Below are 25281 nucleotides of genomic sequence, written 5' to 3'. Positions count from 1 at the left end.
ATCCCTCCTATTCGGCTTCATAATGTATTGTTAATTTATTTGTATTCTTAGAGTACCTAAAACTGCTTCCATGAACTTTCGCAATAATCTCACCACTTCTTCCTGTTTCTAGATAAAGTGGATTCATGGTTATATCGAAATAAAAGAGACTAACCTCACTATCGCTATTTTCAACAATTCCGGATAAATCAATAATATATTTCTGTGAATCGTTTTCACTTTGCATCAGATCTGGAGACCCTTTTGTCATTACGTCTACCCATTTTGGGAAGGTTACTTCTATGGTGCCGTTTATTTTCTTTAAGTTACCGCGAACAACTATTTTTATTTCGGTTGCTCTTGGCTTATCTGTCAAGCTGATTTTATTTGATTGATCTTTTCTTTCAGTAATATTTACTTTCACACTTGTTCTTTTTGAAAGTAAACATAATAGAATGATATTTAAAAATGCCGTATAAATTGCAACGCTAACAGTGACATGCCACGTGGGTTCAGAAAATTTAAAGAGAAGGGTGGTAATTTGAAAACAATCGGCCACTAAGTATGATATTCCAGCAAAGATAGCAGTTGCTAGAGTTTTAAAAATATCTGATTGGAATTTATCATTCATTAAGATAGTCCTCTACTATCTTTTGTAAATAATTAGCAAAGACTACATCCTTTGCACTCCCAAATAACAAGCCATTAGAATATAATTCACAAAATGGATATTCATCATCTATTTTTTTCGACATTTTTATTTTATCAATGAAAATTGAACCTTCATCTAAGGCCCAATCTAGGTAGTTACTCAATTTATTAAAGTTAAGCGGATTAGATCTAATCATTTCAACGAAAGAGTTTATTTCCTGTTTAGTTTCTTCATCTACACTTGGGTCATCAATGTGTATAGATATTAATGTCCATTCATCTCTAAGCATAGATTCTGTGATTGTTAGCATAAGTTCAGTATTAATAATCACTTGGGAAAAACCATTTTCGTAGTTTTTTTTCATAATCTCGGTATAAGAACTATTTTTTCCTATTTGATTAAATTGGTATAGAGATGCAGTGAAACCATTTTCGATTTTCTTTTTTAATATTTTTCCATAATCAGCCATTGGTTTATCTCCCTCCTAATTTAATCAAATTATAACTATTATAATACCAAATTATAACCTGTAAAGATACTATTTAAATATGCAGTATTTAGTTTAGAGTTTATTTGTGCATTATCGATATGTTCCCACGAACATACTAAATAGTCGACATGTTCCCGCATACGACCGTTTTGCTATAAATCGCAAATACATCAATTGTATCAACTCGTCCCATGTGGAGTGTGTGGCGTGGATGTCTAGGGAATTGTCCCACTAAAATAAAGTCTTACGATTTAAAATAAAGTTCTTCTAAAAATCGAGTCTTTTCTCTGTGGATAGTTAAAATAAACATTTACTATTTTAAAGAAAAGCAAGGCTTTTAAACCTGAAAAGAACGGAAAAAATCATGAAAAGAGTGAGGGTAAGTTCAAACTTATCACCTTGCTCTTTTTCTGTTTCTAATCCTATTATATCAACATTTATAGTGATTTATTCCAGTCATTTACTCTGATCTGTTCGAGCCTTTCCGAGCCGATTCAACGACCAAGAATCAGCGTTATATAGCTCCTCTTATTTCCTAATTCTTTTCTCTGTTATTTTGTAAAACTTTATTTTAAAAGGGCAAAAAACATGGGGAAAAACGAGCGGAAAAGGAAGAATATGGATGGAAAAAGTGTCAAAAACGCTCTTTTTAGGAAAACATTATTTTAACTGGAAACGGTGGAATGCGGGTTTGGGAAGGGTGATTTCGGAAGAGTTTATTATGGTTGTACAAGAAATGACCTATTAAAATAAAGTGATAAAAAATATTTATAAATGTCAAGATAACATCCGCACCTCCGAAATGAAGTGGGGAACATTCTCCTTTCATCCTTATAACCTACAAACATAACAAGGCTAAAGGATGAAAATGTTGAGGGAAATTATTTAGGCTTTGATAAAATGATTGATCAATTATAATTAAACATTTTTTCTAGCTCGTAATTTCGGGAGCATTTGTTTCAAGCTTTCCCATGATTGTATTTGGAATCATAAAACCGTCGTTTTGTTTTTTAAAAAAGGTTTTTAAAAGGAGTATTAAGTTCGTTCTTTTTTAGAACACAACCTATGAAGGAGGATCATGTATAATTAAGTTCGCAAAAGTAGAAAGAGGAAAAGCCATCGGCAACTCCGAATAGGTAAGTGTCTCGCAAACCAAAAGGAGTTGAAGACGATGGCTTACCCGAATTCTACCTTATCTTTTGAACAAATGCTATTACAATTCATGTCGGAACAAGATCCCATGTTTTCCATGCTGCAGTGGCTCTGCAAACAACTGATGGAGGCTGAATTAGCAGCGAAGATCAATGCCCAGGTTAAACAATTTGGATTGACACTTAAATCAGTAACATCATTTGATTCTGGCAATCTATTGTTAAGATATGAGTTGAAAAAATGATATAGAAAATATCGACTACTTGCTGTGCTAACAGGTTATGAAAATTGACTAATTCATTTGGTTTATGTTGGTATGATATTTACGTAAGGGAAAACTGTCCTAAATAAGCACAAAATGACAGGATTTAGAGGGTTTAATAAGTTAACATGTAATTAAGGAGTGAACCATATGGCACTGGTAGAATCATTACAAAAAGCAATCGAATACATGGAAGCCCATCTGCTGGATGACATTACGATTAAAGACATTGCTGAACAAGCTCATCTATCTCCCTATCATTTTCAACGTACTTTTGTTATTTTGACGGATATGACTGTAGGAGAATATTTGAGGCGACGCCGCCTGACAAAAGCAGCTCATGAATTATGCAACAGTTGTACAAAGATTATTGACCTTGCCTACAAATATGGCTATCAAACTCCTGAATCTTTTACCAAAGCATTTCATAAACAACACGGGCTTACGCCGAGTGAAGCGCGTAAAGGAATGGGCAATTTACAATCTTATAACCGCCTGGTGATACAGGTGAATGTGAAAGGAGTCGAACCGATGAATTATCAATTGATAGAACGGGAATCCTTCCAGGTTGTGGGGGTGAAAGAACGGCTTAATTGTGACGGGGATATCGGTCCGTCTCGGGATATCGGTCGTTTTTGGTCCCAAGTCGGGCAGGACGGTACTATTAACCAATTGCTAGGCTTGAATAACGGTCAAATATCAGGTTTAATTGGAGCAACAGTAGATTATAGTAAAGAGGACAATGAGATTGAATATTGGGTGGGTACTGAATACAAAGGTAGCACACCTGATGGATTATTCAGCTACGAAGTATCTGCTGCAAAGTGGGCGATTTTTGAAGCCGTGGGGCCCGTAGCTGATGTGGTGCCGAAGACATGGAAAAAAATATATTCAGAGTGGTTTCCGTCCAATGATTATGAACATAGCGGTGCACCGTCTCTGGAAGTATATAAAAGTCCTGATCCGACCAGCTCCACAGCTAAAACTGAAATCTGGGTTCCAGTCAAATAGCGGAAAATATATCCCGGAATAACCTTCTAATTGTAAAAACCCAGCAGATGCGTTTTAATGACCTCGATGGAAAGATTCGAGGTCATTGGTTTGATATTCTACTAAATATTTGCTTGAATTGCGGATTTTGAAATAATAGTATTTAAAGATAGTATTATATAACCAAAGAAGGAGATGGAGACAATGGAGACTCATTCTGAAAATATAAAGATAGAATGTGCTGAGAATTGTGGAAACTCACCTAAAAAAGAGCTGCTTAGAGATCTTAGTATCGCTTTTGTCAAAAATGAAATAGAATTTTGTATGGATTGGATGACAGATGATGTGGTTTGGGAAATCATCGGTGATAAACTAATTCGGGGAAAAGGTGATTTTGAAAAAGCGTTACATCAAATGAAAAATTGTAAAGTTCAACAGTTACGTATACAGAACATCATCACACACGGAAATACAGGTTCTGTAAATGGAACTTTAATACTAAACGATAAGGAAAGTGTTGCTTTTTGCGATGTATATAACTTCAGAGGCTTTGGTAAAAATTCAAAAATTAAAGCAATCACTTCTTATATTATCAAAACATCTTAATTGTTAATGAGCTCGCACTGGAAGTTTCTTTTTGGAACTCTATCTCTTTTCATAAAGAGGTGATTTTTCAATAACCAGTTACTTGGAGTGCGGTATAAATTTATTAACAAGGAGTAGATCATTTTGGAACCTGTTTTATGGATAGGTGTATTTAGTTGTTTTGCTGCAGTCTTTGCTTTGTTTATTATCAATAATAAGAATAAGAAATAAGCTTGCCTACTTCCTATTCCATTTTTAATTGGTTGACACAATATTTTGTTCAAAAACAACCTTATTAGTATATTAGGCATAAACTGCAGTGGAAAAGGTTTCATACATTTGATTAAATATTAGGTGGGAAGCAATAGGTTCATAGTTCTAGAATAAGTATTAATTTTAAGAACATGGTGATATTGAAAATAGGATATCGTCATGTTATTTATTTTTATTCTAATTAGATAACATTTGATATTTGTAAAGAATTTGGAACTTTCCGAGATAACTACGGGCACAATTTATATATCTGCATATATTACTTAATTAAATATAAATAAATTATGAAACTCAACTGAATTATGTTCAGTTGAGTTTTTTGTAATTTGGATAATTTTTTTAAAAAATCTCTCAAATCTTTGGCATTTCATAAAAAAACTTGTTGAAGGTTATGAAAGGGGAAATCATCGCCCACCTTTGCAGTTGCGAAGGGAGAGGAAATGCATGATAGAACTAAATCGTACCGAGTGGCAAGTTCGCTGTGCATTTAATACTTTTTGTAAACGTGTATTGAAAAATGAAGCAATCAATATTTACAACGAAAGGCAACAACGACAAGCAAAGGAGATGACATTTTCTGATCTCACACCACAAGAAGAAAATCAACTCTTTACCTTAGATAAGCAATATGAAGGAGAAGAAGGACAAAGTTTTCAAGTGGCTGGAACGAAAATCACTCCGAAATTACTTGCTGAAGCCATGCGTACCTTGCCAAAAGAAAAGCGTATTACTGTCCTACTATACTATTTCTTTCAACTGTCTGATGTGGAAATTGGTCAACTACTCGATATTCCACGCAGTACCGTTCAGTATAGACGGACAAGCTCTTTTGAACGGTTAAAGCGGTTTTTGGAGGAACATGCAGATGAATGGGACGATTAATTCTAATGTTGAAAATAACGAGCGTGGCTTATTGCCATACCCAATTATTCTAACTGCAAATAAGGGTGAGCCAGATGCAATGAAAGTAGTTGTTCTACATTATGGAAGCTATATGACAAGCCTATCCATGCGTAAGCTTCGTGATGAACAAGGAAACACTTATTGGGGCATCGATGAAGATACACGCGAACGCTTACGGACGAAGCTTATGCAATCTGTTTTAGCTTTCAAAATTTGAATACAGAATGGTTAGGTTTTCCCTTTCATTCATCATATATTTGTTCTTTGACAAAGAAATCACGGAAGATAACGCTGTGCAGTATAAACTTAAAAATCAGATACGTTCTACTGATGATGAGCCACTTGATTCATACGCCATGACTTCCGTTAGGAACGAGCGATAATTTGTGAATCTAATGCAATTGTGGTGGATTGCTGGCGATAACCCATCAGTTAGGATAATGATACTCCCCTATCGTCATGGTTCGAGCGTTCAAAGCGTCGCAAGCTATGAGTAGGGCTGGAAGGAATACTTGCAGGGGTGAAATTCCCGTGGAGCTGAACCAACAGCCGTCTGATTTTAATTGATTAATTATAAGGGGGCGTGTTTTTTTGAAACAGAACTTGATTCCTTATAGTATGCAAATTGCTATGTTAAAACAACTGCTAACCCGTAAATTGATTACTGAGAAAGAATATTACATGGTTAAAAAATAAATTAATGAAAGAATATGGCATTATTTCTGATATTACAGGCTGAATTGTGTTTCTATTGGCGATACATTTTGTATGGGAGTTATCATATTTCCAATCATTCGATTTTTTGTTGTTAGAAGATTTAAGGATGTTCAATTTGAACTTCAATAATATAATCGGTCTAGATTCCAGAGTAATGAGGATTTTTTTAACAAAGGAATGCATGACAAAACACCTCTCGAACCGAACATTCGAGAGATGTTTCGCTCTTATTTGTTTACAATGCGATTGTACGTATTAACAGTTAATACGTAATAGACTGCATAGATGATAACAAAGAAGACTATAGCCATTAGAATAGGGAAGATAAGATTGATTCCAATGAGATTAGACATAAAGTTGCTAGTAAAGTACAATGTCACACAACTGTGCAATATTCCTACGGTTAGTGGCAATCCGAACACAAATAATGACTGTCTTTTGATTGATTTACGTATATCCTTTTTATTGACACCGATTTTTCTAAGGATTTCATAGTGTCCTTTCGCCTCATCCGCTTCTGTTAACTGTTTGAAATAAATGATACTTCCACTTGCCGTTAAAAATACAAGTCCCAAAAATCCAAAAATAAAGAGAGTAAGTGCGTTTCCTTCTTTACCTTGCTTATACTCCGTATAAAATGATGAAGAAACTTGAAAATCGTTTCCAACCAGTTTATTTACTTTCTTTGATGTGGCTTGTGCTGTTACTTCATTTTCCACTTCATACACTTTATAAGTTAATGGTGCCTCTTTTTTGGCTATCTTGGCAAACATTTCGTTACTGACTACGAGAAAGAAATCGGGATAATCGAAAGGTAGCACATTACTTTCAACCATATGAACAAATGGCAGTTCGCTGCTTCCTTGAGGCAATTGAATCGTTATATTTTCTCCTTTAAAAACCGACTTCGTATATTCAGTAAACCTTGGCTGGATTACTGCTGCTTGATTTCCTGATAGTGAGACTGTTTCATCCTTATTTAAAGCATTCGCTGCTTTATTAAATGTACTTTCTGAGATTAATTTCACAGGATTTATGTCATAATCCAGTTGAAATGAGAGTATTCCTTTTACCTGAATGACGGGTATGTCTAGTTTGGCTTTTATTGGATGTCGATGATCTGCTTTTATTATGCTCTCCACCTGCGAATCAAATTCTGGACCTTTTGACAAATGCGAATAGCTGAACGGAACAACTTCCTTAGCTCTTTTTTCGTTGCTGTAATACCCACTGTAAGTTGCACCTAAGAAACAGATCGTAGCAGCACTCAACAATGCAATGACTGTAAAGGTACGTGCATTCCCTCTAATACGAAACAGTAAACGAGATGTTTCAATTATTCTAGTTCCTCTGTAATAACGCGACTTATTTTTTTGTGATAATCTTAATAAATAGACCGTTACAGATCGAAAAAATAAATGGGTGCCAATGACGAGAGCAACAAAAGCAATCCCATAATTTTTTATTAAATATTCCGTAGTAAATTCGTCAGGAAATGGTTTTAATATCAGCCAGTAACTAACGACAAGCAATATAACTCCGATAACAGCCGAAATAAGTGAAACCTTTGGAATTTGTTCTCCTTTTTTCTCATCATAGAATAATTCGATTAATGTAAAACGATAAATCAAACGGTAACCTTGAACGGAAGTGAATAAAATAATGACCATAAAGACTATGACTGTTTGGGTAATCGCTAGAATGGAAATACCGAAGTCCACCTCGGCAATTGAACCCATAAGTTTTATTAAAATCATTGCAAATAATTTGGAAAGTAAGGTTCCAAGAATAATTCCAATAACTATTGCAATGATTCCCATAATCAAATTTTCATAAAACAACATTTTTGCAATGGTTTTCTTGCGTAAACCAAGTATGGCGTACAATCCGACTTCTTTCTTCCTTTTTCTTGTGAAGAATGAATTGGAGTACAAAATAAAGATTGCTACGAATAAAATTAAGATAATTGATGATACCCCAAACATGAAACTCATTGTATCCGACAATTCAATGCTTTCCTGAATTTTTTCGCTATATTGCAAGGAAGTGAACGTATAATAAATAACCATGCTTAATACGAGCGTAACAAAATAGACAAAATAATTATTGAAATTACCTTTAATATTTTTCCTTGCTAAACTAAATAACGTCATTTGCTCCACCCCCCAGTGCGGATAGAACATCCAACACCTTGTTGAAAAATTCTTTGCGGGATCTTTTCCCTTTTACAAGTTCTGTGAAGATTTTACCGTCTTTAATAAATAGGACGCGATTACAATAACTTGCCGCATAAGCATCATGGGTAACCATTAAAATGGTTGCCTTGTCTTGTTCATTTAGATCCTTTAAACTTTCTAACAAGTCTGTTGCTGATTTCGAATCCAACGCACCTGTTGGTTCATCTGCCAATATTAGGCTTGGCTTTGAAATAATCGCTCGAGAAGCTGCCGTGCGTTGCTTTTGTCCACCAGAAATTTGATACGGGTACTTATTTAAAATGTCGCGAATGCCAAATTTATCTGCCACTTCATCTGCTCTTCGTTCCAATTCTTTAATGTTCAATTTTGCCAAGGCTAACGGCAAGATAATATTTTCTTTCACAGTTAAAGTATCTAATAAATTATAGTCTTGAAAAAGGAAACCAAGTTTGTCACGGCGAAAGGCAGATAATTGTTCTTCATTCATCTTTGTCAAATTGATTCCGTCAACCACGATGTTACCCGTAGTCGGCTCGTCAATAGTTGCCAATATATTTAGTAAAGTTGATTTACCAGCACCCGAGGGTCCCATAATACCGACGAATTCACCTTCCATGACCGTTAAGTCTATATCCTCCAAAGCTGAAAATACATTTCCCTTTGCACCATAGACTTTTTTTATTTGTTTTGCTTCGACTACAATATTCATATATAAATCCTCCATTCAGAGCTGTTTTTTCTACAATTTAATTGTACAATAGGAAGCCTTAATATAAACTTACAACTTAATCTCGTAACCTTACATTTTCGTCACATTGATAAAAAATATCTTTAAACACGATGTTTTCTTTGTATGTTGGTCGATATTCAATTAATATGATGTTAAAGAAGGATGATTGTTTGGAGGGAAGAGGAATGAAAATCATGATTGTGGAAGATGATTTGACCATTCGTGATATGGTAGGGGAAACATTAGTAAAGTGGGGTTTTGAAACCGTTAAGATCGAAGACTTTGACCAAATCATGCAGGTATTTCTTAATCATGATCCTCACCTAGTCATCATGGATATCAATTTGCCATCGTTTGACGGATTTTACTGGTGTAATAAAATCAGAGAAATTTCAAAGGTCCCTATGATTTTTCTCTCTTCCCGTGATACACCAATGGATATAGTGATGTCGATGAACATGGGAGGAGATGATTATATTCAAAAACCTTTCCATATGGATGTATTGATTGCAAAAATTAATGCACTCCTTCGCAGAACGTATTCCTATATGGAAACACAATCTCAGACAATGGAACATGATGGAATTATATTAAATCTTGAAAACGGAGAGGTCTTACATGGAGATAGAAAATCGGAACTCACGAAAACAGAATTTCTTATTTTAAAAATTCTTATGAAAAATAAAGGAATCATCGTCAGTCGTACGAAAATGATGCGTAGCCTTTGGAAAAATGAAAATTTCGTGGACGAAAATACATTGACGGTTAATATTGCTCGTCTGCGTAAAAAACTTGTTGAACTTGGAAAAGAACACTTTATTACAACTAAGAAAGGACAAGGTTATATAATTCAATGAATTTCTTTCATTACTTAAAAGATAAACGGAATTTCTTTATATTAAACATGATCATTATGTTCTTTGTTTCTGTGATGATGATTGTGAGCACAGATTCCAGAAACGCTGTAAGTAATATCGTCTATATCAATATGGTTATCTTTTTTATAGTAGCTATATACGTAATCATCGAATACTATTACAATAGAGAATTTTATCGGGAATTAAATGATTTGGTTGAAAGTAATCATGAAGAATTTCTCGCAACTCTGCCTAAACCGCGAAACGATGAACAACTGTTATATCTTGAGTTATTAAAAAAAGTAAATAGTGTGCATGGCGATCAATTACAAAAGTTGTATAACGAAAAAATGGATCATCAAGACTTTATTACATCTTGGATTCATGAAGTCAAGGTTCCGATTGCGGCAGGTCGCTTGCTTATGGAAAACAGTAATGGAAGAACTGTTGAAAACCTTGTGGACAAGTTTGAAGATGAGTTGGATAGAATCGAAAATTACGTGGAGCAGGCTCTTTATTATTCTCGCATTGATTCTTTTTCCAAAGATTATTTTATTTCCGAGGTAGTGTTGGATCAAGTCGCTAAAAATAGTGTAAAGAAATTTGCCAAATCTTTTATCAACAAGCAAATTCGTTTTCATATGGACAATATTGAACAGGTTGTCCATACCGACAGTAAATGGCTTGGTTTTATTATGGATCAAGTTTTTTCAAATTCTTTAAAATATACAGGTGAAGGCGGGGAAATCTCCGTACAATTTGAGGAAGATCGAAAAGAAAAGCGGCTACAGATTCAAGATACAGGCATTGGAATTAAGCCAGAGGATATCAGCCGCGTATTTGAAAAAGGATTTACAGGATCTATTGGGAGAAGTCATGCCAAATCTACCGGTTTAGGTCTCTACCTTGCAAAAGAAATGGCTCTTAAATTAGGCCATGACCTTTCCATTCATTCAGAAGATGGGAAATATACGAAGGTCATCATCCACTTTCCAAAAATCAGAAATTATTATCATCTATAAGTATAATGGTGGGGTTAAAGAAATTGGTTAATCGGAAAAAAAGTATCAAATTAAAGGTGTTCAAGTAGAATAATGTTTTTCGTAAGGCTTAATAAATATTAAATAATATAGTCAATAGTAAGTGAATTAGGGTAACAAAAGGTTAACGCAATCAAAAATAAGGTAATAAAAGACGTAAAAAATATTCATTTATCTGGAGCTAGAATGGAAGAAGACCGGCGGATTTTTTGTTTATAAGAGCTATTAAATTAAATAAGGTTTAGTGAATTGTTTCCAACAGTAGATGTCGATAGTAGGGTCGATCTTAATTTAAAAACAATAAGTGAACTGAAACTATAGACTTAATACGTAGTTTAAATCAATATTACATTAATAAAAAAGGAGCATTCAATTGGATTCGTCGAAATTCAGTATTAGTCGGTTACTTTTGTATTTTATACCCGTTTCATTATTTCTCTTTGTATTCGGTAATGTTTGACATATTTGATAGAAATTCTAGGTATGGTTCGCAAATAGGTATGCTTTTACAAGGTACTCTATATGTTTAAAAGTAAAAATCCATCCATGTCTAAAAATAGGATTGAAGGGTGTAAATTCACGATCTAAATTGATCGTGGTAATTACGTTACCTTTTACATTACTTGTATCAGGTATTTTAACAGTTTTTTTATTTATTGGCATTGAAAATGTCAGGTTAAACTTAACAGCAAGTGTTTTAACTACAGTTTTAATCAATACAGTGACAGCATTTATCTATGAAGCATTTCCAGAGGAAGTCTTTATTCATGGATTAATATTTGAAGAGTTACATAAGAAATTTCGTTTCATCATCTAGCTGATTTACAACCATTAATTTTCATCTGTGTGCCGATTATGGTGATGGCATTGGAGCCAATATTCTTTAGTGAGCTAATTGAAATTACTATAGTTTATTTTATATTGCTCTTCACTTTTTGAATTGCTTTACAGCTATATAGAAAGTATGCAGGAACACTATGGATGAGTATTATCTTTCATATTATTTATTTTGAAGTTGCTAGATATATTTCCATGGGTGCGATGTATGATCCGGATTTTACTCTTTTGGAGTTTGATAAGACATTTGAAGGATTGATGACGTTATACTTGTTATTTCTGTTTATAGTGGTATTTAGTGTGGTTATGTTGACAGTATTATTACTAATTGATAAAAAAATGAGTAATTGAAAATAGCTATAACAGGTTTTTATTATTTTTTGATCGAACTTTTCAAAAATGGTTCTATTAATACCACGATAAATCAAAGTTATATGTCCTCTTTTTATCTCCAGTTCCAAGTATGGGAAATATTATCCATGGTTTCAACATGCATATGCTATGACTTTTGAAAATCAACTGAGGCTCAAATACTTTATTTAAGATTTTTATTTGGTTATATTTTTATGTTCTTACTATTTTATTTAGCTAGACCTTTCAAGTTTCATTACGTTTAACAGATAAGAAATGATTTAAAAAAAACTTTATTTTTGTATTATTCATTATTATGTTCGATTAGTTTTTATGTGAATTGTAATAAAATAGAGTTTGACATTTAAAGTATTTCTTGTTTTGGTTCTTAATAATAAAAATGATTCTACCTAACTGTTAATATTCAGTTGGGTTATTTTTTAAAACTTTTTCTCTGATTTTTGGCATTTTACAAAAAAATTGTTGAAGATAATGAAAGGGGAAATCATCACACATCTTTACAGTTTCGAAGGGAGATGAGTGTATGGAGCCTTCTCGTACTGAACGGCAGAAACAGCTATCTAAGGGGATAACATTTTCAATTTTAACACTGCAAGAAGAAAATCAGCTCTATACCTTAGACATACACTACGAGGGAGAAGGAATAGAAGAACAATCAAGTAGCTGGTAAGAGAACTACTCCTACACTTCTTGCAAAAGCGATGCATAGCTTGCCAGTTTAGAAGCGTATTATCATCCTACTATACTACTTTTTTAATCTTTCTGATGTAAAAATCGGTCAATTGTTCAACATTTCACGTAGTACAGTACAGTATAGGCGAACGAGTTCTTTTAAACCGTTAAGACGCTTTTTTGAGAAGCATGCAGATGAATGGGATGATTAATACTATTATGGAAAACAATGAGCGTGGTAATACGTATTGGGGCATCGATGAAGATACACGCGAACGCTTACGGACGAAGCTTATGCAATCTGTTTTAGCTTTCAAAATTTGAATACAGAATGGTTAGGTTTTCCCTTTCATTCATCATATATTTGTTCTTTGACAAAGAAATCACGGAAGATAACGCCGTGCAGTATAGACCGAAAATCAGATACGTTCTACTGATGATGAGCCACTTGATTCATACGCCATGACTTTCGATAGAAACGAGCGATTATCTATGAGTCTAATGCAATCGTGGTGGATTGCTGGCGATAACCCATCAGTATGGATAATGATACTCCTCTACCGTCATGGTTCGAACGTTCAAAGCGTCGCAAGCTATGAGTAGGGCTGGAAGGAATACTTGCAGGGGTGAAATTCCCGTGGAGCTGTACCAACAGCCGTCTGATTTTTAGTTGATTAATTATAAGGGGGCGTGTTTTTTGAAACAGAATTTGATTCTTTATAGTATGCAAATTGCTATGTTAAAACAACTGCTAACCCGTAAATGGATTACTGAGAAAGAATATTACATGGTTAAAAATAAATTAATGAAAGAATATGGCATTATTTCTGATATTACAGGCTGAATTGTGTTTCTATTGGCGATACATGTGGAGTGTGTGGCGTGGTTACAAAAAGAAACTAAATAGAAATTCTTGGTTTTAAACACTTATACAAGCATTTCGTGTTTGTAGGAGAAGGTGAAAAACGAGCAATAAAGTACTGAAAAACCACATTACCTTTTCAGTGGTAATTGATCTGGGGTGTGGGGACACGACAGAGGAAGATCGTACGTCGACTACAATTTAAAGTAATTGTGGTCGTATTTTTATTTTAAAATCTATTTATCGTTTCAAATAAAGATTTCAATCATAGTTACAAAGATAAAGAAGAAAAACAAAAATTACAATTTGTAATAACAGAACAGGATAATAGGAAAGAAAGGCTGAGTGAAATAGCAAAATTATTAAAAATGAAAATATTTGAATTAGAAGCGTATGATGAACAACTTGTAAGATAGGCGATTGAAAAGATTACTACATATATAAAAAATATAGATGGAAAATTTAAATCGGAAATAACTATTAAAGTAAAATGACAGAATTAGTTCAATAATATGCAAAATAAGTTTAAGAGACGATGCATAAAAAAATTATTTGTAAGTCATTTTTTCATTCATTTATTTTATGAACTATAAACCGTAAACGCTACAAGTATTGATGTACACCCCTATAGTTAGACAAAAAATCTAATTACTCGGGGTGTACTATTTTTAAGGGAAAATAATGTTAGGAAACTAATTATTTCATCCAATGCTGAGACCAAATTTCGATTTGTTTCAAGATTGGTTCCAAGTCCATACCTTTTTCCGTTAAAGAATATTCTATTCGAACCGGTGTTTCTGGAAATACATCTCGTTTAATAATTCCTTCTTGTTCCAATTCTTTTAAACGTTCAGATAACACACGTCCACTAATACCAATTGATCCTTCGATTGTACAGAAACGTTGTGGTCCAGAAAGCAATTGATAGACAATCATTCCAACCCATCTTTTATTAATTAAATCCATTGCTTTTTCGAACTTTGGACAAATGAGTGTATCCAAAATGATCAGCTCCTTTAAATCTATTATAAATAATAATACTTTAAAAGTTAATTATTTAAACTAGGCAACTTATTTGTTATTGTAAACATTCTATAGTATAGTTACTTACATAAAGTAACTAATAGGCAAAAAGGAAGAGGTAGAGTGATAATGAAATTTCATGAAAAGCCAGCTATTTATGTAGGGGAAGTTCAGTTGAAGGTAAGTGACTTAGAAAAATCAACGCGTTTTTATACAGAAGTAGTTGGTTTATCGATTAAAGATCAATCTGAATCAAAAGTGTCATTTACAACAAATGGAAAAGATACATTGTTAACGATTATGGAGCCAAAGGGTGTCCAATCAAAAAAAGAACAAACGACAGGTTTATATCATTTTGCATTATTATTACCAAATCGTGCAGATTTAGCACAAGTTGTGAGACATTTTATTGAACTAGGTGTTCGATTTGGTTCTGGAGATCATTTAGTGAGTGAAGCATTATATTTGGCAGATTTAGATGGTAATGGGATTGAGATTTATGTTGACAGAGATTCGAATAAATGGACTTGGGAAAATGGACAAGTTGCAATGACTACAGAGCCTGTTGACTTTGAAAGTTTGTTAAAAGAGCAGCCAGTTAGTAGTTGGCAAGGTTTACCGAAAAATACAATGATGGGACATGTGCACTTACAGGTGAATAACTTAGAAGAAAATGAACGTTTCTATGTTGATGGTCTTGGGTTTTCGGTTGTTAATCGTTATGGAACTGCTGCATTATTTATTTCAGATTATGATTATCATCATCATATCGCATTTAACACGTGGGCAGGTAGGCATATAAGACATGCCAAAAAAACAGAAACAGGTCTCGCAGCTTATACGATTGTATTTCCAAGTGAAGAAATAAGAGATGATAAAATAGCAGGATTAAAGGATATTGGGGTAACAGTCTTCGAAGAAAATGGAAGTTTTTTTACGTATGATCCATCACATACTAAAATTTGCTTAATTGTTGACTAATATACTATATAGAGGGTAGGTTTATTTAACGAGGTATTTGCAAGTAACGTAATAATGCTCAATATGTAGAGAGTTGATTCAGTAGACTATCATTTACCATTACTTGATTCGAAGTTTGCAAATGCAGATATGGAAGTATAGGTAGGATATGTGTACATGAAAAAAAGCTAACAATCGAGTTTAAATCAGGGATTGAAGTTGAAAAGGAAATATAATATGAATACCTAACGAGCTCATGTCGGAAAAGGCATGAGTCTTTTTATGTTAAATTGGCCGATAATTTCAATAGTAATGGAATATAAGTAAATGAAACAAGATGGGGTGGTATTTTGTTATCGATTTCTAGGAAAGATTTATATGGTGAAATCTGGTCTGTTGGAATGACATAAGCATCTAAGAAGCTTGATATATCTTATCATAATTTGAAAAGGGTTTATGTTGATTATGGCATACCATTGCTTAATCAGTCCTATTGGAGTAGGATGTATATGGGAAATGAAAATGCATACCATGTGGAGACAGTTGTGAAATTGGGGAAACGTTTGTAACACCAAAAGAATCATTTGTTAGTTAAAATAATCTTTTGCTAATTCCACCACCAATTCTTTTCATAATATACATTTGCCATTTAAGTATAAAACACAACAATTACTCTAGTTTTTCTAATTAGGATACCGAATATTTTATGTATTTTTCCATAACTTTTCAATAAGGTTTTCCATTGTAGGAAATCGATATTAATATCCATAAGGGTGGAAGTAGATAATCTAATAAGAATGAATTATCTACTTCCGAGTATAGTTTATTTATTACAGAGCGTTTTTAAATGATAATTGATTACTTCCTTCACCTTTTCAGGGGTATAAATATCAGGTCTTATCAAAGCATGGAATGACAGCCCTTCAATTAGTGCAGATAACCGACTGCTTTCTAAATCTGTATTAACTGAATCTGATAATATACCTTTTAGAGTTAATATCTTAATCATTGAATTTGCTAAATCATATGTACCGTTAGTCATTTCGTCTTTCTTCTCTTTTAATACATCACTCGTTAGGGAACGGAGGGCAAAAATCCACCAAACACTCGTTTCAATTTTCTTTTCTTCGTCGATTGGAACAAGCTCCAGTAACACTTCCTCAACTGCCTGTAATGGATTTTTTGACCAATTTTTCTGATCAGAACGTTTTTTTCCTTCTTCTATGAAGTATTCTATAATAAACAGTAGCATTTCATCTTTCGTTGAAAAATAATGTCTTAACGCACCAGGGGACATTCCTGCCTCAGTTGCGACTCTTCGTATGGATACTTTCTCAATACCTTCATTCTCAATAATCTTCCATGCAGCTTCAGCAATTAACTTTCGTTTCTTGTTATGATCAACAAATTTTGACATGGATAAATATCACTTCCCTTTCTTGACACAGTGTGTTATTATCTTTTTAGTACAGTGTGTTATTTAAATGATATCACATTTTAAAAAGGGGGACTAATTATTTGATTGAGATTATTGAAGCTATGATGCCATCTTCATCAATAGATATGTCCGTAGCTCTACTTATCATTACCATTTGTGCCTTAATTGATATATTAAGTCCTGGTGTGCTGGCTATTACTGGCTATTTATTACTTACACAACCTAATCAGCTAGCTTCCCGTCTAATGGTATTTTTAATTGTTATTCAGTTAGGTTATTTTATGATTGGTTTAGTACTGTACTTTGGTGGAGATCAATTATTGGGATTGATTAACAGTTTATCTAAATTTGATTTTATCAATTGGTTCTATACTGTTACAGGAACACTTCTTGTTTTAGTTAGCTTCATAAAACCAAAAGAGGGCACAATAGAACGTCTTACGTCATGGATTCCTAGACAGACAACAATAAAGGGAATTATTATTTTGGGGGTTATTGTGTTTCTTATAGAATTTATAACGGCATTGCCTTATTTCTATTCGATTTTTTTATTAAATCATCTGTCAATTCCGTCGGTTTCATCTATCGTTGTAATAATGGGGTATAATCTTGTAATGGTGCTTCCTTCTCTATTATTGATAGGGATTAGTATTGTTTTTAAAGTTAAGTTACAGCATTTTTTGGACAAAATAAAAATAAAGTTAAATGAAGCACCGATTTCTTCACTATTAGTAGCAATAGGTGTAGTAGGTGCAGTATTTTTTAATATTGGTATTAGAGGTATTTTACATTAAAAAAATGAATGGGGTGTTTGATATGAAAGAAATTATTAGCGGAATGAGTTTACTTTTCCTAATCCAAGGAGTAGGAGGTTTGATCAATCATTTGACAAACGGTGGAAAAAGCTGGTTTTTAGTGAATTATATTGGTGCGTTTCAAGGTTGGGAAATTGCGATAGATATTTTATTGATTGTTATTGGTGGGGTTATTGGTTTATTTTCTATGAAAAAATCTAGTTCATCTAGAAATGGTAGATAAAGAACCTTATCTCTATTCACAGCTTATCGTAACAAAAATTGAACACTTAGGTGAAAAATGTTTGTCTAAGCGTTATTAGTAGCCAATGTTAGACTAGAAATGTTCGTGATAATAGTTAAGCAAGTTTGCTGTACGAGAAGCGAGAAAATGAATTAAGAGAAAACATTACAAGGAGTTTAGAAAACATTCCAGAAAGATGGCTTGGGATTTTCTTGAATTGTAACTCCCATCCGATTAGTTATTTTCGCTTTGATCAGAATAAGATTTAATTTCTTATCTAAGTAAAGCATAGAAATATTGACAGAGACATATAGAAAGCTTATATTTAGATTAAATGATACGAGAAAGGGTGTTACTATATCACAATGAACAATTAATTCTATTTATTAAAGAAAATCAACATAAAATAGTGAGTCAATAACTTAAGCTAGGTTATTTGTGGAGCGTTTTATGTATCATTTTCAGAATAGGATTGTATTGTGCAATGTGGTTTACCCTAATTTTGTAATGCTTTTTAGGTGTATACTTACAAATTTTACTGACCTCCTATTCTGAATGGAATTAGGGGGTTTTTTATATCCCCTCAATATAAGGAGATGGGATTATGCTATTATTTGAAGGAACATCAATCAAAAAACAATTACATGACAGAGTGCTATTTGATATTGATTTAATACAAGTGCATGATAATCAACGTATAGGCTTAGTAGGTAGGAATGGAACAGGAAAAACAAGCCTATTAAAAATTATTACAGGTGAAGAATTACCTGATGAAGGTAATATCTCTCCTTTTACCTCTGTGAAATTAGTGCCACAATTTAAAGAATCAAGATTGGAGAAAAGTGGTGGCGAAATAACACAGCAATATTTACAGAACGCATTCAATGGGAATCCAGGCTTACTGCTTTTAGATGAACCGACAACGCACTTAGATACGGAAAGAATTGCTTGGCTAGAAAAAAAGATAAGAAACTATCAAGGAGCAGCTGTCGTAGTATCACATGATCGGACATTTTTAAATAATGTATGTACTGACATATGGGAAATTGAAAATAATACGTTAAAAATATTTAAAGGAAATTATGATGAATATGCAAAGCAAAAAGAAATACTTAAAAAACAGAAACAAACTGAATTTGAAAAGTATGAACGTGAGAAACAAAAATTAGAAAGAGCAATACGTCAAAAAGAAGAAAGAGCTCAACGAGCAACAAAAAAACCTAAGAATCTAAGTTCATCTGAAGCGAGAATAGTGGGTGCTAAAACCCACTACGCCAACATACAGAAAAAGCTGAGAAGTTCGGCAAAAGCTTTAGAAACAAGACTGGAACAATTGGATAAGGTTGACAAGGTGAAAGAGCTGCCTGAAATTAAGATGGATATGTTAAATGAAGAAAACTTAACAAACCAATCTGTATTACGTGCTGAAAATATTAAGGGAGAGATTGAAGAACGTAAGCTCTGGGAACCCTTTAGCTTATATTTATATGGAGGAGATAAAGTTGCTATCATTGGAAAAAATGGCTCAGGTAAAACAACGTTGCTTAAAAAAATAGTGAAGCAAGATGAAGGAGTGACAATTCCAGAAAAAGTAAAGATAGGTTACTTCTCTCAACACTTAACCATCCTAAATGATGAGAAATCAATCATAGAAAATGTACAATCGACCTCTAGTCAAAATGAGACATTAATAAGAACAGTTTTAGCAAGAATGCATTTTTGGGATGAAGATGTCTATAAAAAGGTAGGCATATTAAGTGGTGGTGAAAAAGTAAAGCTAGCTTTAGCTAAACTATTTTTAAGTGAGGTGAATATGCTCGTTTTAGATGAGCCGACTAACTTTTTAGACATTGCATCTTTAGAAGCGCTAGAAACATTAATGAAAAGTTATCATGGAACGATTCTATTTGTTACTCACGACCGAATGTTAGTAAAAAATATAGCTACAAAAATAATTGATATAAAAGATGGTAAGATAACAGTATTCGATGGATCGTACGAAGCATATGAAGAGTGGCTGGAGAATAAAACAAAGTCTAACAATGATGACCAACTTTTATTAATTGAAACTAAAATATCTGATGTTTTGGGTAGGTTGAGCTTGGAACCTTCGCAAGAGTTAGAAGATGAATTTCAAAGATTATTGAAAGAAAAGAAAGAACTGACTAGAGGGGAATAAAGCAAACCTATTGATATGTTCCCACGAACGTCCCATGTAGAGTGCGTGGTATTGATGTCTAGGTAATAAATATTGATATAGCAATGTTTTAAGAAGAAACATCTATTTTGTCAACTCGTCGAAATGGGTGTTTCTTTGTTTGTGAGAACAGATCAAGAGTGTCGGAAAAATAACCAGGTTGAGTAGACAGTAGCAATAATCAATTAGGGAGTGGATAGAACAGATATTGACTTCAATTTAACGGCTGCTCTTTTAAATTAATACGTTAATCTGTATCATTACGTTATAAAAGAGATATTATGATTGTTTTGTCGTATATTCATGAACTTTGTCTTATAAAATGAAAATTATGTTAAGAGGAGGGTAAAGTAATGGTGCTTGAAAATAAATTAGGTATTATAAATGCTGCGGAACTAGCACGTGTGGAGGAAAAAATTAGTAAGAAAAAAGCTTTGGAAATGTTTGAAACTGGCTTTTTAAATTCTTTGGAAGTTGGAACTTATAAAGCCTTATCGAAAATTCATGATTATCTATTCGGAGAAATTTATGAATTCGTTGGAAAAATCCGTGATGTAAATATTATAAAAGGCAATTTTCGTTTTGCACCTGTGATATATCTAGGATTTGCCCTTCAAAATATTGAAAAAATGCCTCAATCCACTTTTGATGAAATTATTGAAAAATATGTTGAGATGAATATCGCTCATCCTTTTAGAGAAAGCAATGGAAGAAGTATGAGAATATGGCTTGACAATATATTGAAAAAGAAATTAAAACAAGTTGTTGATTGGAGTAGAATTAATAAAGAAGATTATCTTTTAGCAATGGAAAGAAGTCCAATAAAAGATGTTGAAATTAAAGTTCTTTTGAAAGCAGCTTTAACAAATAAAATCAATGATCGAGATGTTTATTTTAATGGAATCGACGCAAGTTACCATTATGAAGGGTATTATGTTTATAAGACAGAAGAGCTATAGGATGAGACTTAAGAGTTAAAACTAGTCAATCCTCCCTGTCACTCATTAAATTCGGAATATTTTGAACTGTATGAGTGACAGGGATGCTTTATAATATAATTAGTAGTACCAGATACAGACACAATTCGAAATTGTTTGCATACCTGGTACTGTCTTTAAAACAGAATCGACTATATTGTGCACAGATTGTCGGATAGAAAAACGCACCCTTTGATAATGTTGATGATGAAAGGAGGTTGTTCAATGGATTCTTTAAGAAGTATGAATAATGCATTGACATATATTGATGAGCACTTAACAGAGGAAATTGACTATAGTGAAGTATCTAAAATTGCTCACTGTTCAGAGTATCATTTTAAGCGGATGTTTTCATTTTTAGCAGGCATAAGTTTATCAGAATATATTCGGAGAAGAAGACTGTCGTTGGCTGCAATTGATTTAAAAGATAAGGATTTGAGAATAATTGATGTAGCCGTCAAATATGGCTATAATTCGGCCGATTCATTTTCCCGTGCTTTTCATTCCCTGCATGGTATTCTCCCTTCTGAGGCAAGGAGTGAGAATACACAATTAAAAGCTTATCCACGAATGACCTTTCAATTATCAATTAAAGGAGGATGCGAAATGAACTATCGTATTGTTGAGAAAGGACCTTTTAAGTTAGTAGGATTTAAGAAGAGAGTCCCAATTATTTTTGAAGGTGTCAATCAAGAGATTGCACAAATGACCGAATTTTTAACACCGGAGGTTATTAAACAATTAAAAGCAATCTCAAATGTAGAACCAATGGGTATTATTAGTGCTTCCACTAATTTTTCAGAAGGAAGAATGGAAGAAAAGGGCGAGTTGGATCATTACATCGGGGTAGCAACTTCAGGTGATGAAACAGCAGAATTTGATGTATTAAAAATTGATGCTTGTACCTGGGCAGTATTTGAATCGATTGGACCATTCCCAGAGACACTTCAAAATGTATGGGGTAGAATATACTCAGAGTGGTTTCCGACTTCGAGTTATGAGTTAGTTGAAGGCCCAGAAATTTTGTGGAACGAGAGTCCAGACACTGGAAATCCAAAGTATCGAAGCGAAATCTGGATTCCGGTAAAGAAAAAAGACTATTAATTACACCGATTTTTATGATTGAGGGCACTCCTAGCAAGAGTGCCCTTTTTGTAAACGGTACGATTGGTGGATATGTTCCCACGAACGTACGAAATAGTCGATATGTTCCCGCATACGACTATTTCATTAAAAATCGCAAATACATCAATTCTATCAACTCGTCCCATTAAGTCGACATGTCCTTGCATACGAGCCTTTCACTAAAATCGAAAATACATCCACTTTATCTATTCGTCCTATGTGGAGTGTGTAGCATTGATGTCTAGGGATTAATTTATACTATAAAAAATAACATAGGTATCTATTCGATTGAATTTTAAATAGATACCTTTTTTGAATAAGATAGATCAGTTATAATAACGCTTTCCAATTACATTTAGTATATAATATTCGCATAATTGTTACACGTTTGAGCGATTCAGACACGGTATAAAAATAAGATAATGATCAACTTTATTTGAATTCCTTGATGAGCCAGAATTATATCGTTTACTAAAGGAAAACGTTTTGGTAATGTTTTTAGGTGATGGAAATTATTGGATACTTGGTTTAGAAAGGACTGAGTAGCTGATGGGGTTTGTTGCTTTTTTGAAACATAGTCAATAATGGATTGTACATCGTGTTCGGCATGTTCTGTTATGACAACTTGAAAGACAGTCATTCAAGATTATCCTTTTCCAATTTAGAAATTACTTCGTAAATGGTTTACCGTTATCATTTTCCGCAGACTTTAATCCAGCTTCAAACAAACTGTATTATTCAAATTTTTCTGTGAGCTTTTCGTATGTGGCAATACTCATTACTGCTAAATCCACTTTTCCATTCTTTGTAATGTACATAGGTTTTCCGCTCTCATGACAAAACTGTGATAATTCAATTCGTAAAGATTTCACAGAATGCTTTTTTATTAATTTCCTTCTGCAGTATATAAATTTACGTTCATTATTCCCATGCTAGATTCGGTTGGAACAACTGAAAGCATATAACACCAACTACAATGACGAATAAGTAGACTTTTTAGGGGAAATAAAGATATATAAATCCTTATTTTCCAAAGAGCATACGTTAAAATACTAACGTCTTTTTAACGAGAATACTCCTAACCGATATTTAAATCAAAGACTATTCATCCATTTTAGTTATAATTTTTTTCAATGTCGTATTTATATTAATAAGCGCAATAAGAATAAAGCCAAGCATGATAAATGTTACAATTTCTCCAGTAAAGAAAGCAAGGATACCTAACATTAAAGCATATAATGAATATAGTAAGTAGTTCATCTGTATTCTCCTTCTACGAAAAAGTCTATTTAAAATTATTTGTATTAATGCTTAGTTTATCATATGGGTATTATTACAGGAAGATATATAAAATTTACAAGTGTAGTTGATCAAAATTTCTGATCATAATTTTACAAATTTCTATAATTTGGATGAAAAAATCCTACCAAGAATAAAAGTAGACACTCATTTGTAAAGTGCGTAGCCAACATATTGATTTTTGTATCTTTTGCATGTAAAATGGAGATAGATATTAAAAGAGAAGTGCGTCAACACTTCTCTTTTGCAGCCACAGCCGTACAGGTAGTGGTTGTCACAAAAGTTTATTTTTGAGAACCACCCTTACGCTTGCGACGGCTTCGGGTGGTTTTCTCGTTTTTAAAAAGAATTTTGTGAAATACATACGCACTAATTGCACGAATGATTACTTTTAAAATATCTTTTAAGAAATCGAGTAGTATTTCCATGGCTATCACCTCCCTTATCTTGTGAGAGAAAGGGACATTGTGACAACCAAGCACCCATATAACTTAGACTGCATGTTTATAATATCATATAAATTATGCTAAAACAAGAACGTATGTTCGTATGTTGTTTTGTGATGGATGACTTATCTTGAAAAATAGAAATATTTATCCTTGCACTTGTGCTACTTATCTAACAATAGTGCAGAGCATATTTTTTTATAACTAAATATAAAAAATAATAAACATGGGATCAGAAAACGATTTTGTTTCCATGTTTATTTTAAAAATAAGTTTAAATAGTGATGCTACAGCGCTCTTAATTGATTAAAAATAATATTAACAATATTACTAATGGGATTAGTGCCCATAGATATGTATAATGTATAACTTTTTCTTTATTCTTATTAAACATATTAAGCAAGGATAAGATAAAAACAAAGTATAATAAGACAAAAAATACAATGCCGATTAAAATTAAAAAGGATTCAACTTTTGAGGTAACTGAAAAAGTATTATAACTTATTATAAAAATTATAAATAATAGAGATGAAACACAAAGGGTAACGAAAGGTAATTTACTCCAACATTTATGTTTCAGTATAGTTTTATTTACTTTAAATTGTAGACCAATGAGTATATAAAAATAAGATATGATAATAAAAAATAATCCATTACTTAAATATAGCATATGCTTGGGATTTACCGGTAAACCATATTTATTTAAAAGGAAATTTAGGAGTAGCAATATAATTAAAAAAATAATACTTAAAAAAACTTGCAAAATTCTTACTTTTTTATAATAAATCATAGAATATTATCCTCCATTAAAATTTTGAATTATTACTATAAGCATAAGGTAAGTCCATTATTACATAAACCATTCAAGAAAAATCATTTATGAAAAATGTAGAAATAAATATTAATAGATACATAATTGCAGCTGACAGTGAATAATAATAAGCTCTTTCTTCACGATGATATAACCATAGTTCCACAAATGTAATACATTCTACTAGGATAAGGAATAGAAAAATAATTCCTGGAATAAAGGGATAGTAATCATGATCTACAAACATATTTATAAAAATTAGGCTGGAAACAAGGAAGCCAATGAGTAAAATAAATTCAATTTTTAATAACAATTTGTTTCTATTTTGGTGCTAGTATAGTTTCATGGACACATCTTAGTTAAGTCCTTACAATAAATTATAGGGGGATGTGTCCT

The 25281-nt window shown here is 32.8% G+C and carries 29 protein-coding genes; 18 read left to right on the top strand and 11 right to left on the bottom strand.

Features of this window, described 5'->3' with window-relative positions:
• Nucleotides 1-7 precede the first annotated feature (7 nt).
• Together WKT09_RS10235 and WKT09_RS10230 are read right to left on the bottom strand one after the other, a co-directional pair.
• Nucleotides 8-610, bottom strand: coding sequence for a hypothetical protein (locus WKT09_RS10235; RefSeq protein WP_340415935.1), 603 nt, complete (start codon nucleotides 608-610; stop codon nucleotides 8-10).
• Nucleotides 603-1100: a hypothetical protein gene (locus WKT09_RS10230; RefSeq protein WP_340415934.1), complete on the bottom strand. Its 498-nt coding sequence runs from the start codon at nucleotides 1098-1100 to the stop codon at nucleotides 603-605. The genes WKT09_RS10235 and WKT09_RS10230 overlap by 8 nt, the downstream gene beginning before the upstream one ends.
• Nucleotides 1101-1743: 643 nt before the next feature.
• On the opposite strand from WKT09_RS10230, the gene WKT09_RS10225 reads away from it, so the two are divergent.
• The 6 genes from WKT09_RS10225 to WKT09_RS10200 all read left to right on the top strand — a co-directional run bounded on the left by WKT09_RS10225 (nucleotide 1744) and on the right by WKT09_RS10200 (nucleotide 5503).
• The gene (locus tag WKT09_RS10225) at nucleotides 1744-1869 is read left to right on the top strand and encodes a hypothetical protein (protein WP_340415933.1); all 126 of its coding nucleotides are present in this window, start codon (nucleotides 1744-1746) and stop codon (nucleotides 1867-1869) included.
• Between the two features lie 423 nt (nucleotides 1870-2292).
• Nucleotides 2293-2517 carry a hypothetical protein gene (locus WKT09_RS13825; RefSeq protein ID WP_445324020.1) on the top strand — a complete coding sequence of 75 codons (225 nt, stop codon included), beginning with the start codon at nucleotides 2293-2295 and terminating at the stop codon, nucleotides 2515-2517.
• A gap of 168 nt (nucleotides 2518-2685) precedes the next feature.
• Nucleotides 2686-3546 carry an AraC family transcriptional regulator gene (locus WKT09_RS10215; RefSeq protein WP_340415932.1) on the top strand — a complete coding sequence of 287 codons (861 nt, stop codon included), beginning with the start codon at nucleotides 2686-2688 and terminating at the stop codon, nucleotides 3544-3546.
• A 183-nt stretch (nucleotides 3547-3729) separates the two neighbouring features.
• Nucleotides 3730-4131 carry a nuclear transport factor 2 family protein gene (locus WKT09_RS10210; RefSeq protein ID WP_340415931.1) on the top strand — a complete coding sequence of 134 codons (402 nt, stop codon included), beginning with the start codon at nucleotides 3730-3732 and terminating at the stop codon, nucleotides 4129-4131.
• Nucleotides 4132-4827: 696 nt separating this feature from the next.
• Entirely contained in the window at nucleotides 4828-5265 is a 438-nt protein-coding gene (locus WKT09_RS10205; protein ID WP_340415930.1) for an RNA polymerase sigma factor, read from the top strand.
• Entirely contained in the window at nucleotides 5249-5503 is a 255-nt protein-coding gene (locus tag WKT09_RS10200) for a helix-turn-helix domain-containing protein (RefSeq protein WP_340415929.1), read from the top strand. Before WKT09_RS10205 ends, WKT09_RS10200 begins: the two co-directional genes overlap by 17 nt.
• A 727-nt stretch (nucleotides 5504-6230) precedes the next feature.
• On the opposite strand, the gene WKT09_RS10190 is transcribed toward WKT09_RS10200, so the two are convergent.
• The gene (locus tag WKT09_RS10190) at nucleotides 6231-8156 is read right to left on the bottom strand and encodes an ABC transporter permease (RefSeq protein ID WP_340415928.1); all 1926 of its coding nucleotides are present in this window, start codon (nucleotides 8154-8156) and stop codon (nucleotides 6231-6233) included.
• Nucleotides 8143-8910: a daptomycin efflux ABC transporter ATP-binding protein drcA gene (gene drcA, locus WKT09_RS10185; protein WP_164216705.1), complete on the bottom strand. Its 768-nt coding sequence runs from the start codon at nucleotides 8908-8910 to the stop codon at nucleotides 8143-8145. The genes WKT09_RS10190 and drcA overlap by 14 nt, the downstream gene beginning before the upstream one ends.
• 206 nt (nucleotides 8911-9116) lie before the next feature.
• Between drcA and WKT09_RS10180 the strand changes: the two genes are divergently transcribed.
• From WKT09_RS10180 to WKT09_RS10155, 6 genes are all read left to right on the top strand, one after another.
• Entirely contained in the window at nucleotides 9117-9788 is a 672-nt protein-coding gene (locus tag WKT09_RS10180) for a response regulator transcription factor (RefSeq protein ID WP_340415927.1), read from the top strand.
• Complete coding sequence (locus WKT09_RS10175; protein WP_340415926.1) at nucleotides 9785-10810, top strand: sensor histidine kinase; 1026 nt, start codon at nucleotides 9785-9787, stop codon at nucleotides 10808-10810. Before WKT09_RS10180 ends, WKT09_RS10175 begins: the two co-directional genes overlap by 4 nt.
• A gap of 613 nt (nucleotides 10811-11423) precedes the next feature.
• Complete coding sequence (locus tag WKT09_RS10170) at nucleotides 11424-11645, top strand: hypothetical protein (protein ID WP_033826641.1); 222 nt, start codon at nucleotides 11424-11426, stop codon at nucleotides 11643-11645.
• A 164-nt stretch (nucleotides 11646-11809) separates the two neighbouring features.
• A complete protein-coding gene (locus WKT09_RS10165; RefSeq protein WP_340415925.1) occupies nucleotides 11810-12016 on the top strand; it encodes a hypothetical protein in 207 nt (68 codons plus the stop codon).
• An 888-nt stretch (nucleotides 12017-12904) separates the two neighbouring features.
• The gene (locus WKT09_RS10160) at nucleotides 12905-13033 is read left to right on the top strand and encodes a helix-turn-helix domain-containing protein (protein ID WP_445324019.1); all 129 of its coding nucleotides are present in this window, start codon (nucleotides 12905-12907) and stop codon (nucleotides 13031-13033) included.
• Nucleotides 13034-13406: 373 nt separating this feature from the next.
• Nucleotides 13407-13553 (top strand): conjugal transfer protein, encoded by a 147-nt coding sequence (locus WKT09_RS10155; protein ID WP_340415924.1) that lies wholly within the window; start codon nucleotides 13407-13409, stop codon nucleotides 13551-13553.
• A gap of 714 nt (nucleotides 13554-14267) precedes the next feature.
• Here WKT09_RS10155 and WKT09_RS10150 read toward each other — a convergent pair.
• On the bottom strand, nucleotides 14268-14573 hold the full coding sequence (locus tag WKT09_RS10150; RefSeq protein WP_340415923.1) for a winged helix-turn-helix transcriptional regulator: 306 nt from the start codon (nucleotides 14571-14573) through the stop codon (nucleotides 14268-14270).
• Nucleotides 14574-14723: 150 nt separating this feature from the next.
• Between WKT09_RS10150 and WKT09_RS10145 the strand changes: the two genes are divergently transcribed.
• Nucleotides 14724-15575 carry a VOC family protein gene (locus tag WKT09_RS10145; protein WP_340415922.1) on the top strand — a complete coding sequence of 284 codons (852 nt, stop codon included), beginning with the start codon at nucleotides 14724-14726 and terminating at the stop codon, nucleotides 15573-15575.
• An 802-nt stretch (nucleotides 15576-16377) separates the two neighbouring features.
• Here WKT09_RS10145 and WKT09_RS10140 read toward each other — a convergent pair.
• Complete coding sequence (locus WKT09_RS10140; RefSeq protein ID WP_340415921.1) at nucleotides 16378-16971, bottom strand: TetR/AcrR family transcriptional regulator; 594 nt, start codon at nucleotides 16969-16971, stop codon at nucleotides 16378-16380.
• Between the two features lie 101 nt (nucleotides 16972-17072).
• Here WKT09_RS10140 and WKT09_RS10135 point away from each other — a divergent pair, with 101 nt between their 5' ends.
• From WKT09_RS10135 to WKT09_RS10115, 5 genes are all read left to right on the top strand, one after another.
• Nucleotides 17073-17786, top strand: coding sequence for a GAP family protein (locus tag WKT09_RS10135; protein WP_340415920.1), 714 nt, complete (start codon nucleotides 17073-17075; stop codon nucleotides 17784-17786).
• Between the two features lie 22 nt (nucleotides 17787-17808).
• Complete coding sequence (locus tag WKT09_RS10130; RefSeq protein ID WP_340415919.1) at nucleotides 17809-18030, top strand: hypothetical protein; 222 nt, start codon at nucleotides 17809-17811, stop codon at nucleotides 18028-18030.
• A gap of 604 nt (nucleotides 18031-18634) precedes the next feature.
• On the top strand, nucleotides 18635-20209 hold the full coding sequence (locus tag WKT09_RS10125) for a Vga family ABC-F type ribosomal protection protein (RefSeq protein ID WP_340415918.1): 1575 nt from the start codon (nucleotides 18635-18637) through the stop codon (nucleotides 20207-20209).
• A gap of 374 nt (nucleotides 20210-20583) precedes the next feature.
• A complete protein-coding gene (fic, locus tag WKT09_RS10120; RefSeq protein WP_445324022.1) occupies nucleotides 20584-21186 on the top strand; it encodes a protein adenylyltransferase Fic in 603 nt (200 codons plus the stop codon).
• Between the two features lie 243 nt (nucleotides 21187-21429).
• Nucleotides 21430-22308 (top strand): AraC family transcriptional regulator, encoded by an 879-nt coding sequence (locus WKT09_RS10115; RefSeq protein WP_340415916.1) that lies wholly within the window; start codon nucleotides 21430-21432, stop codon nucleotides 22306-22308.
• A gap of 418 nt (nucleotides 22309-22726) precedes the next feature.
• On the opposite strand, the gene WKT09_RS10110 is transcribed toward WKT09_RS10115, so the two are convergent.
• The 5 genes from WKT09_RS10110 to WKT09_RS13815 form a co-directional block, all read right to left on the bottom strand.
• Nucleotides 22727-22969 carry a hypothetical protein gene (locus WKT09_RS10110; RefSeq protein WP_340415915.1) on the bottom strand — a complete coding sequence of 81 codons (243 nt, stop codon included), beginning with the start codon at nucleotides 22967-22969 and terminating at the stop codon, nucleotides 22727-22729.
• A 94-nt stretch (nucleotides 22970-23063) separates the two neighbouring features.
• Nucleotides 23064-23201 (bottom strand): type II toxin-antitoxin system prevent-host-death family antitoxin, encoded by a 138-nt coding sequence (locus WKT09_RS13820; protein WP_442962032.1) that lies wholly within the window; start codon nucleotides 23199-23201, stop codon nucleotides 23064-23066.
• A 229-nt stretch (nucleotides 23202-23430) separates the two neighbouring features.
• A complete protein-coding gene (locus WKT09_RS10105; RefSeq protein ID WP_336268113.1) occupies nucleotides 23431-23589 on the bottom strand; it encodes a hypothetical protein in 159 nt (52 codons plus the stop codon).
• A 323-nt stretch (nucleotides 23590-23912) separates the two neighbouring features.
• Nucleotides 23913-24056, bottom strand: a complete 144-nt coding sequence (locus WKT09_RS10100; protein WP_336268114.1) for a hypothetical protein — start codon at nucleotides 24054-24056, stop codon at nucleotides 23913-23915.
• 881 nt (nucleotides 24057-24937) lie between these two features.
• Nucleotides 24938-25198 carry a DUF4181 domain-containing protein gene (locus WKT09_RS13815; protein WP_445324018.1) on the bottom strand — a complete coding sequence of 87 codons (261 nt, stop codon included), beginning with the start codon at nucleotides 25196-25198 and terminating at the stop codon, nucleotides 24938-24940.
• Between the last annotated feature and the right edge of the window lie 83 nt (nucleotides 25199-25281).

The sequence above is a fragment of the Pseudogracilibacillus sp. ICA-222130 genome (assembly GCF_037892545.1).
Classification (GTDB): Bacteria; Bacillota; Bacilli; order Bacillales; family Amphibacillaceae; genus Pseudogracilibacillus.
Note: the sequence above shows the minus strand (reverse complement) of the source record. Positions and strands in the feature narration are given on the sequence as shown.

What these genes read in the sequence shown, in the direction of transcription:
- WKT09_RS10235 (WP_340415935.1), bottom strand. Translation starts at nt 610, where the DNA reads ATGAATGATAAATTCCAATCAGATATTTTTAAAACTCTAGCAACTGCT.
- WKT09_RS10230 (WP_340415934.1), bottom strand. Translation starts at nt 1,100, where the DNA reads ATGGCTGATTATGGAAAAATATTAAAAAAGAAAATCGAAAATGGTTTC.
- WKT09_RS10225 (WP_340415933.1), top strand. Translation starts at nt 1,744, where the DNA reads ATGGAAAAAGTGTCAAAAACGCTCTTTTTAGGAAAACATTATTTTAAC.
- WKT09_RS13825 (WP_445324020.1), top strand. Translation starts at nt 2,293, where the DNA reads ATGGCTTACCCGAATTCTACCTTATCTTTTGAACAAATGCTATTACAA.
- WKT09_RS10215 (WP_340415932.1), top strand. Translation starts at nt 2,686, where the DNA reads ATGGCACTGGTAGAATCATTACAAAAAGCAATCGAATACATGGAAGCC.
- WKT09_RS10210 (WP_340415931.1), top strand. Translation starts at nt 3,730, where the DNA reads ATGGAGACTCATTCTGAAAATATAAAGATAGAATGTGCTGAGAATTGT.
- WKT09_RS10205 (WP_340415930.1), top strand. Translation starts at nt 4,828, where the DNA reads ATGATAGAACTAAATCGTACCGAGTGGCAAGTTCGCTGTGCATTTAAT.
- WKT09_RS10200 (WP_340415929.1), top strand. Translation starts at nt 5,249, where the DNA reads ATGAATGGGACGATTAATTCTAATGTTGAAAATAACGAGCGTGGCTTA.
- WKT09_RS10190 (WP_340415928.1), bottom strand. Translation starts at nt 8,156, where the DNA reads ATGACGTTATTTAGTTTAGCAAGGAAAAATATTAAAGGTAATTTCAAT.
- drcA (WP_164216705.1), bottom strand. Translation starts at nt 8,910, where the DNA reads ATGAATATTGTAGTCGAAGCAAAACAAATAAAAAAAGTCTATGGTGCA.
- WKT09_RS10180 (WP_340415927.1), top strand. Translation starts at nt 9,117, where the DNA reads ATGAAAATCATGATTGTGGAAGATGATTTGACCATTCGTGATATGGTA.
- WKT09_RS10175 (WP_340415926.1), top strand. Translation starts at nt 9,785, where the DNA reads ATGAATTTCTTTCATTACTTAAAAGATAAACGGAATTTCTTTATATTA.
- WKT09_RS10165 (WP_340415925.1), top strand. Translation starts at nt 11,810, where the DNA reads ATGAGTATTATCTTTCATATTATTTATTTTGAAGTTGCTAGATATATT.
- WKT09_RS10160 (WP_445324019.1), top strand. Translation starts at nt 12,905, where the DNA reads ATGAATGGGATGATTAATACTATTATGGAAAACAATGAGCGTGGTAAT.
- WKT09_RS10145 (WP_340415922.1), top strand. Translation starts at nt 14,724, where the DNA reads ATGAAATTTCATGAAAAGCCAGCTATTTATGTAGGGGAAGTTCAGTTG.
- WKT09_RS10140 (WP_340415921.1), bottom strand. Translation starts at nt 16,971, where the DNA reads ATGTCAAAATTTGTTGATCATAACAAGAAACGAAAGTTAATTGCTGAA.
- WKT09_RS10130 (WP_340415919.1), top strand. Translation starts at nt 17,809, where the DNA reads ATGAAAGAAATTATTAGCGGAATGAGTTTACTTTTCCTAATCCAAGGA.
- WKT09_RS10125 (WP_340415918.1), top strand. Translation starts at nt 18,635, where the DNA reads ATGCTATTATTTGAAGGAACATCAATCAAAAAACAATTACATGACAGA.
- WKT09_RS10115 (WP_340415916.1), top strand. Translation starts at nt 21,430, where the DNA reads ATGGATTCTTTAAGAAGTATGAATAATGCATTGACATATATTGATGAG.
- WKT09_RS10110 (WP_340415915.1), bottom strand. Translation starts at nt 22,969, where the DNA reads ATGACTGTCTTTCAAGTTGTCATAACAGAACATGCCGAACACGATGTA.
- WKT09_RS10105 (WP_336268113.1), bottom strand. Translation starts at nt 23,589, where the DNA reads ATGAACTACTTACTATATTCATTATATGCTTTAATGTTAGGTATCCTT.
- WKT09_RS10100 (WP_336268114.1), bottom strand. Translation starts at nt 24,056, where the DNA reads ATGGAAATACTACTCGATTTCTTAAAAGATATTTTAAAAGTAATCATT.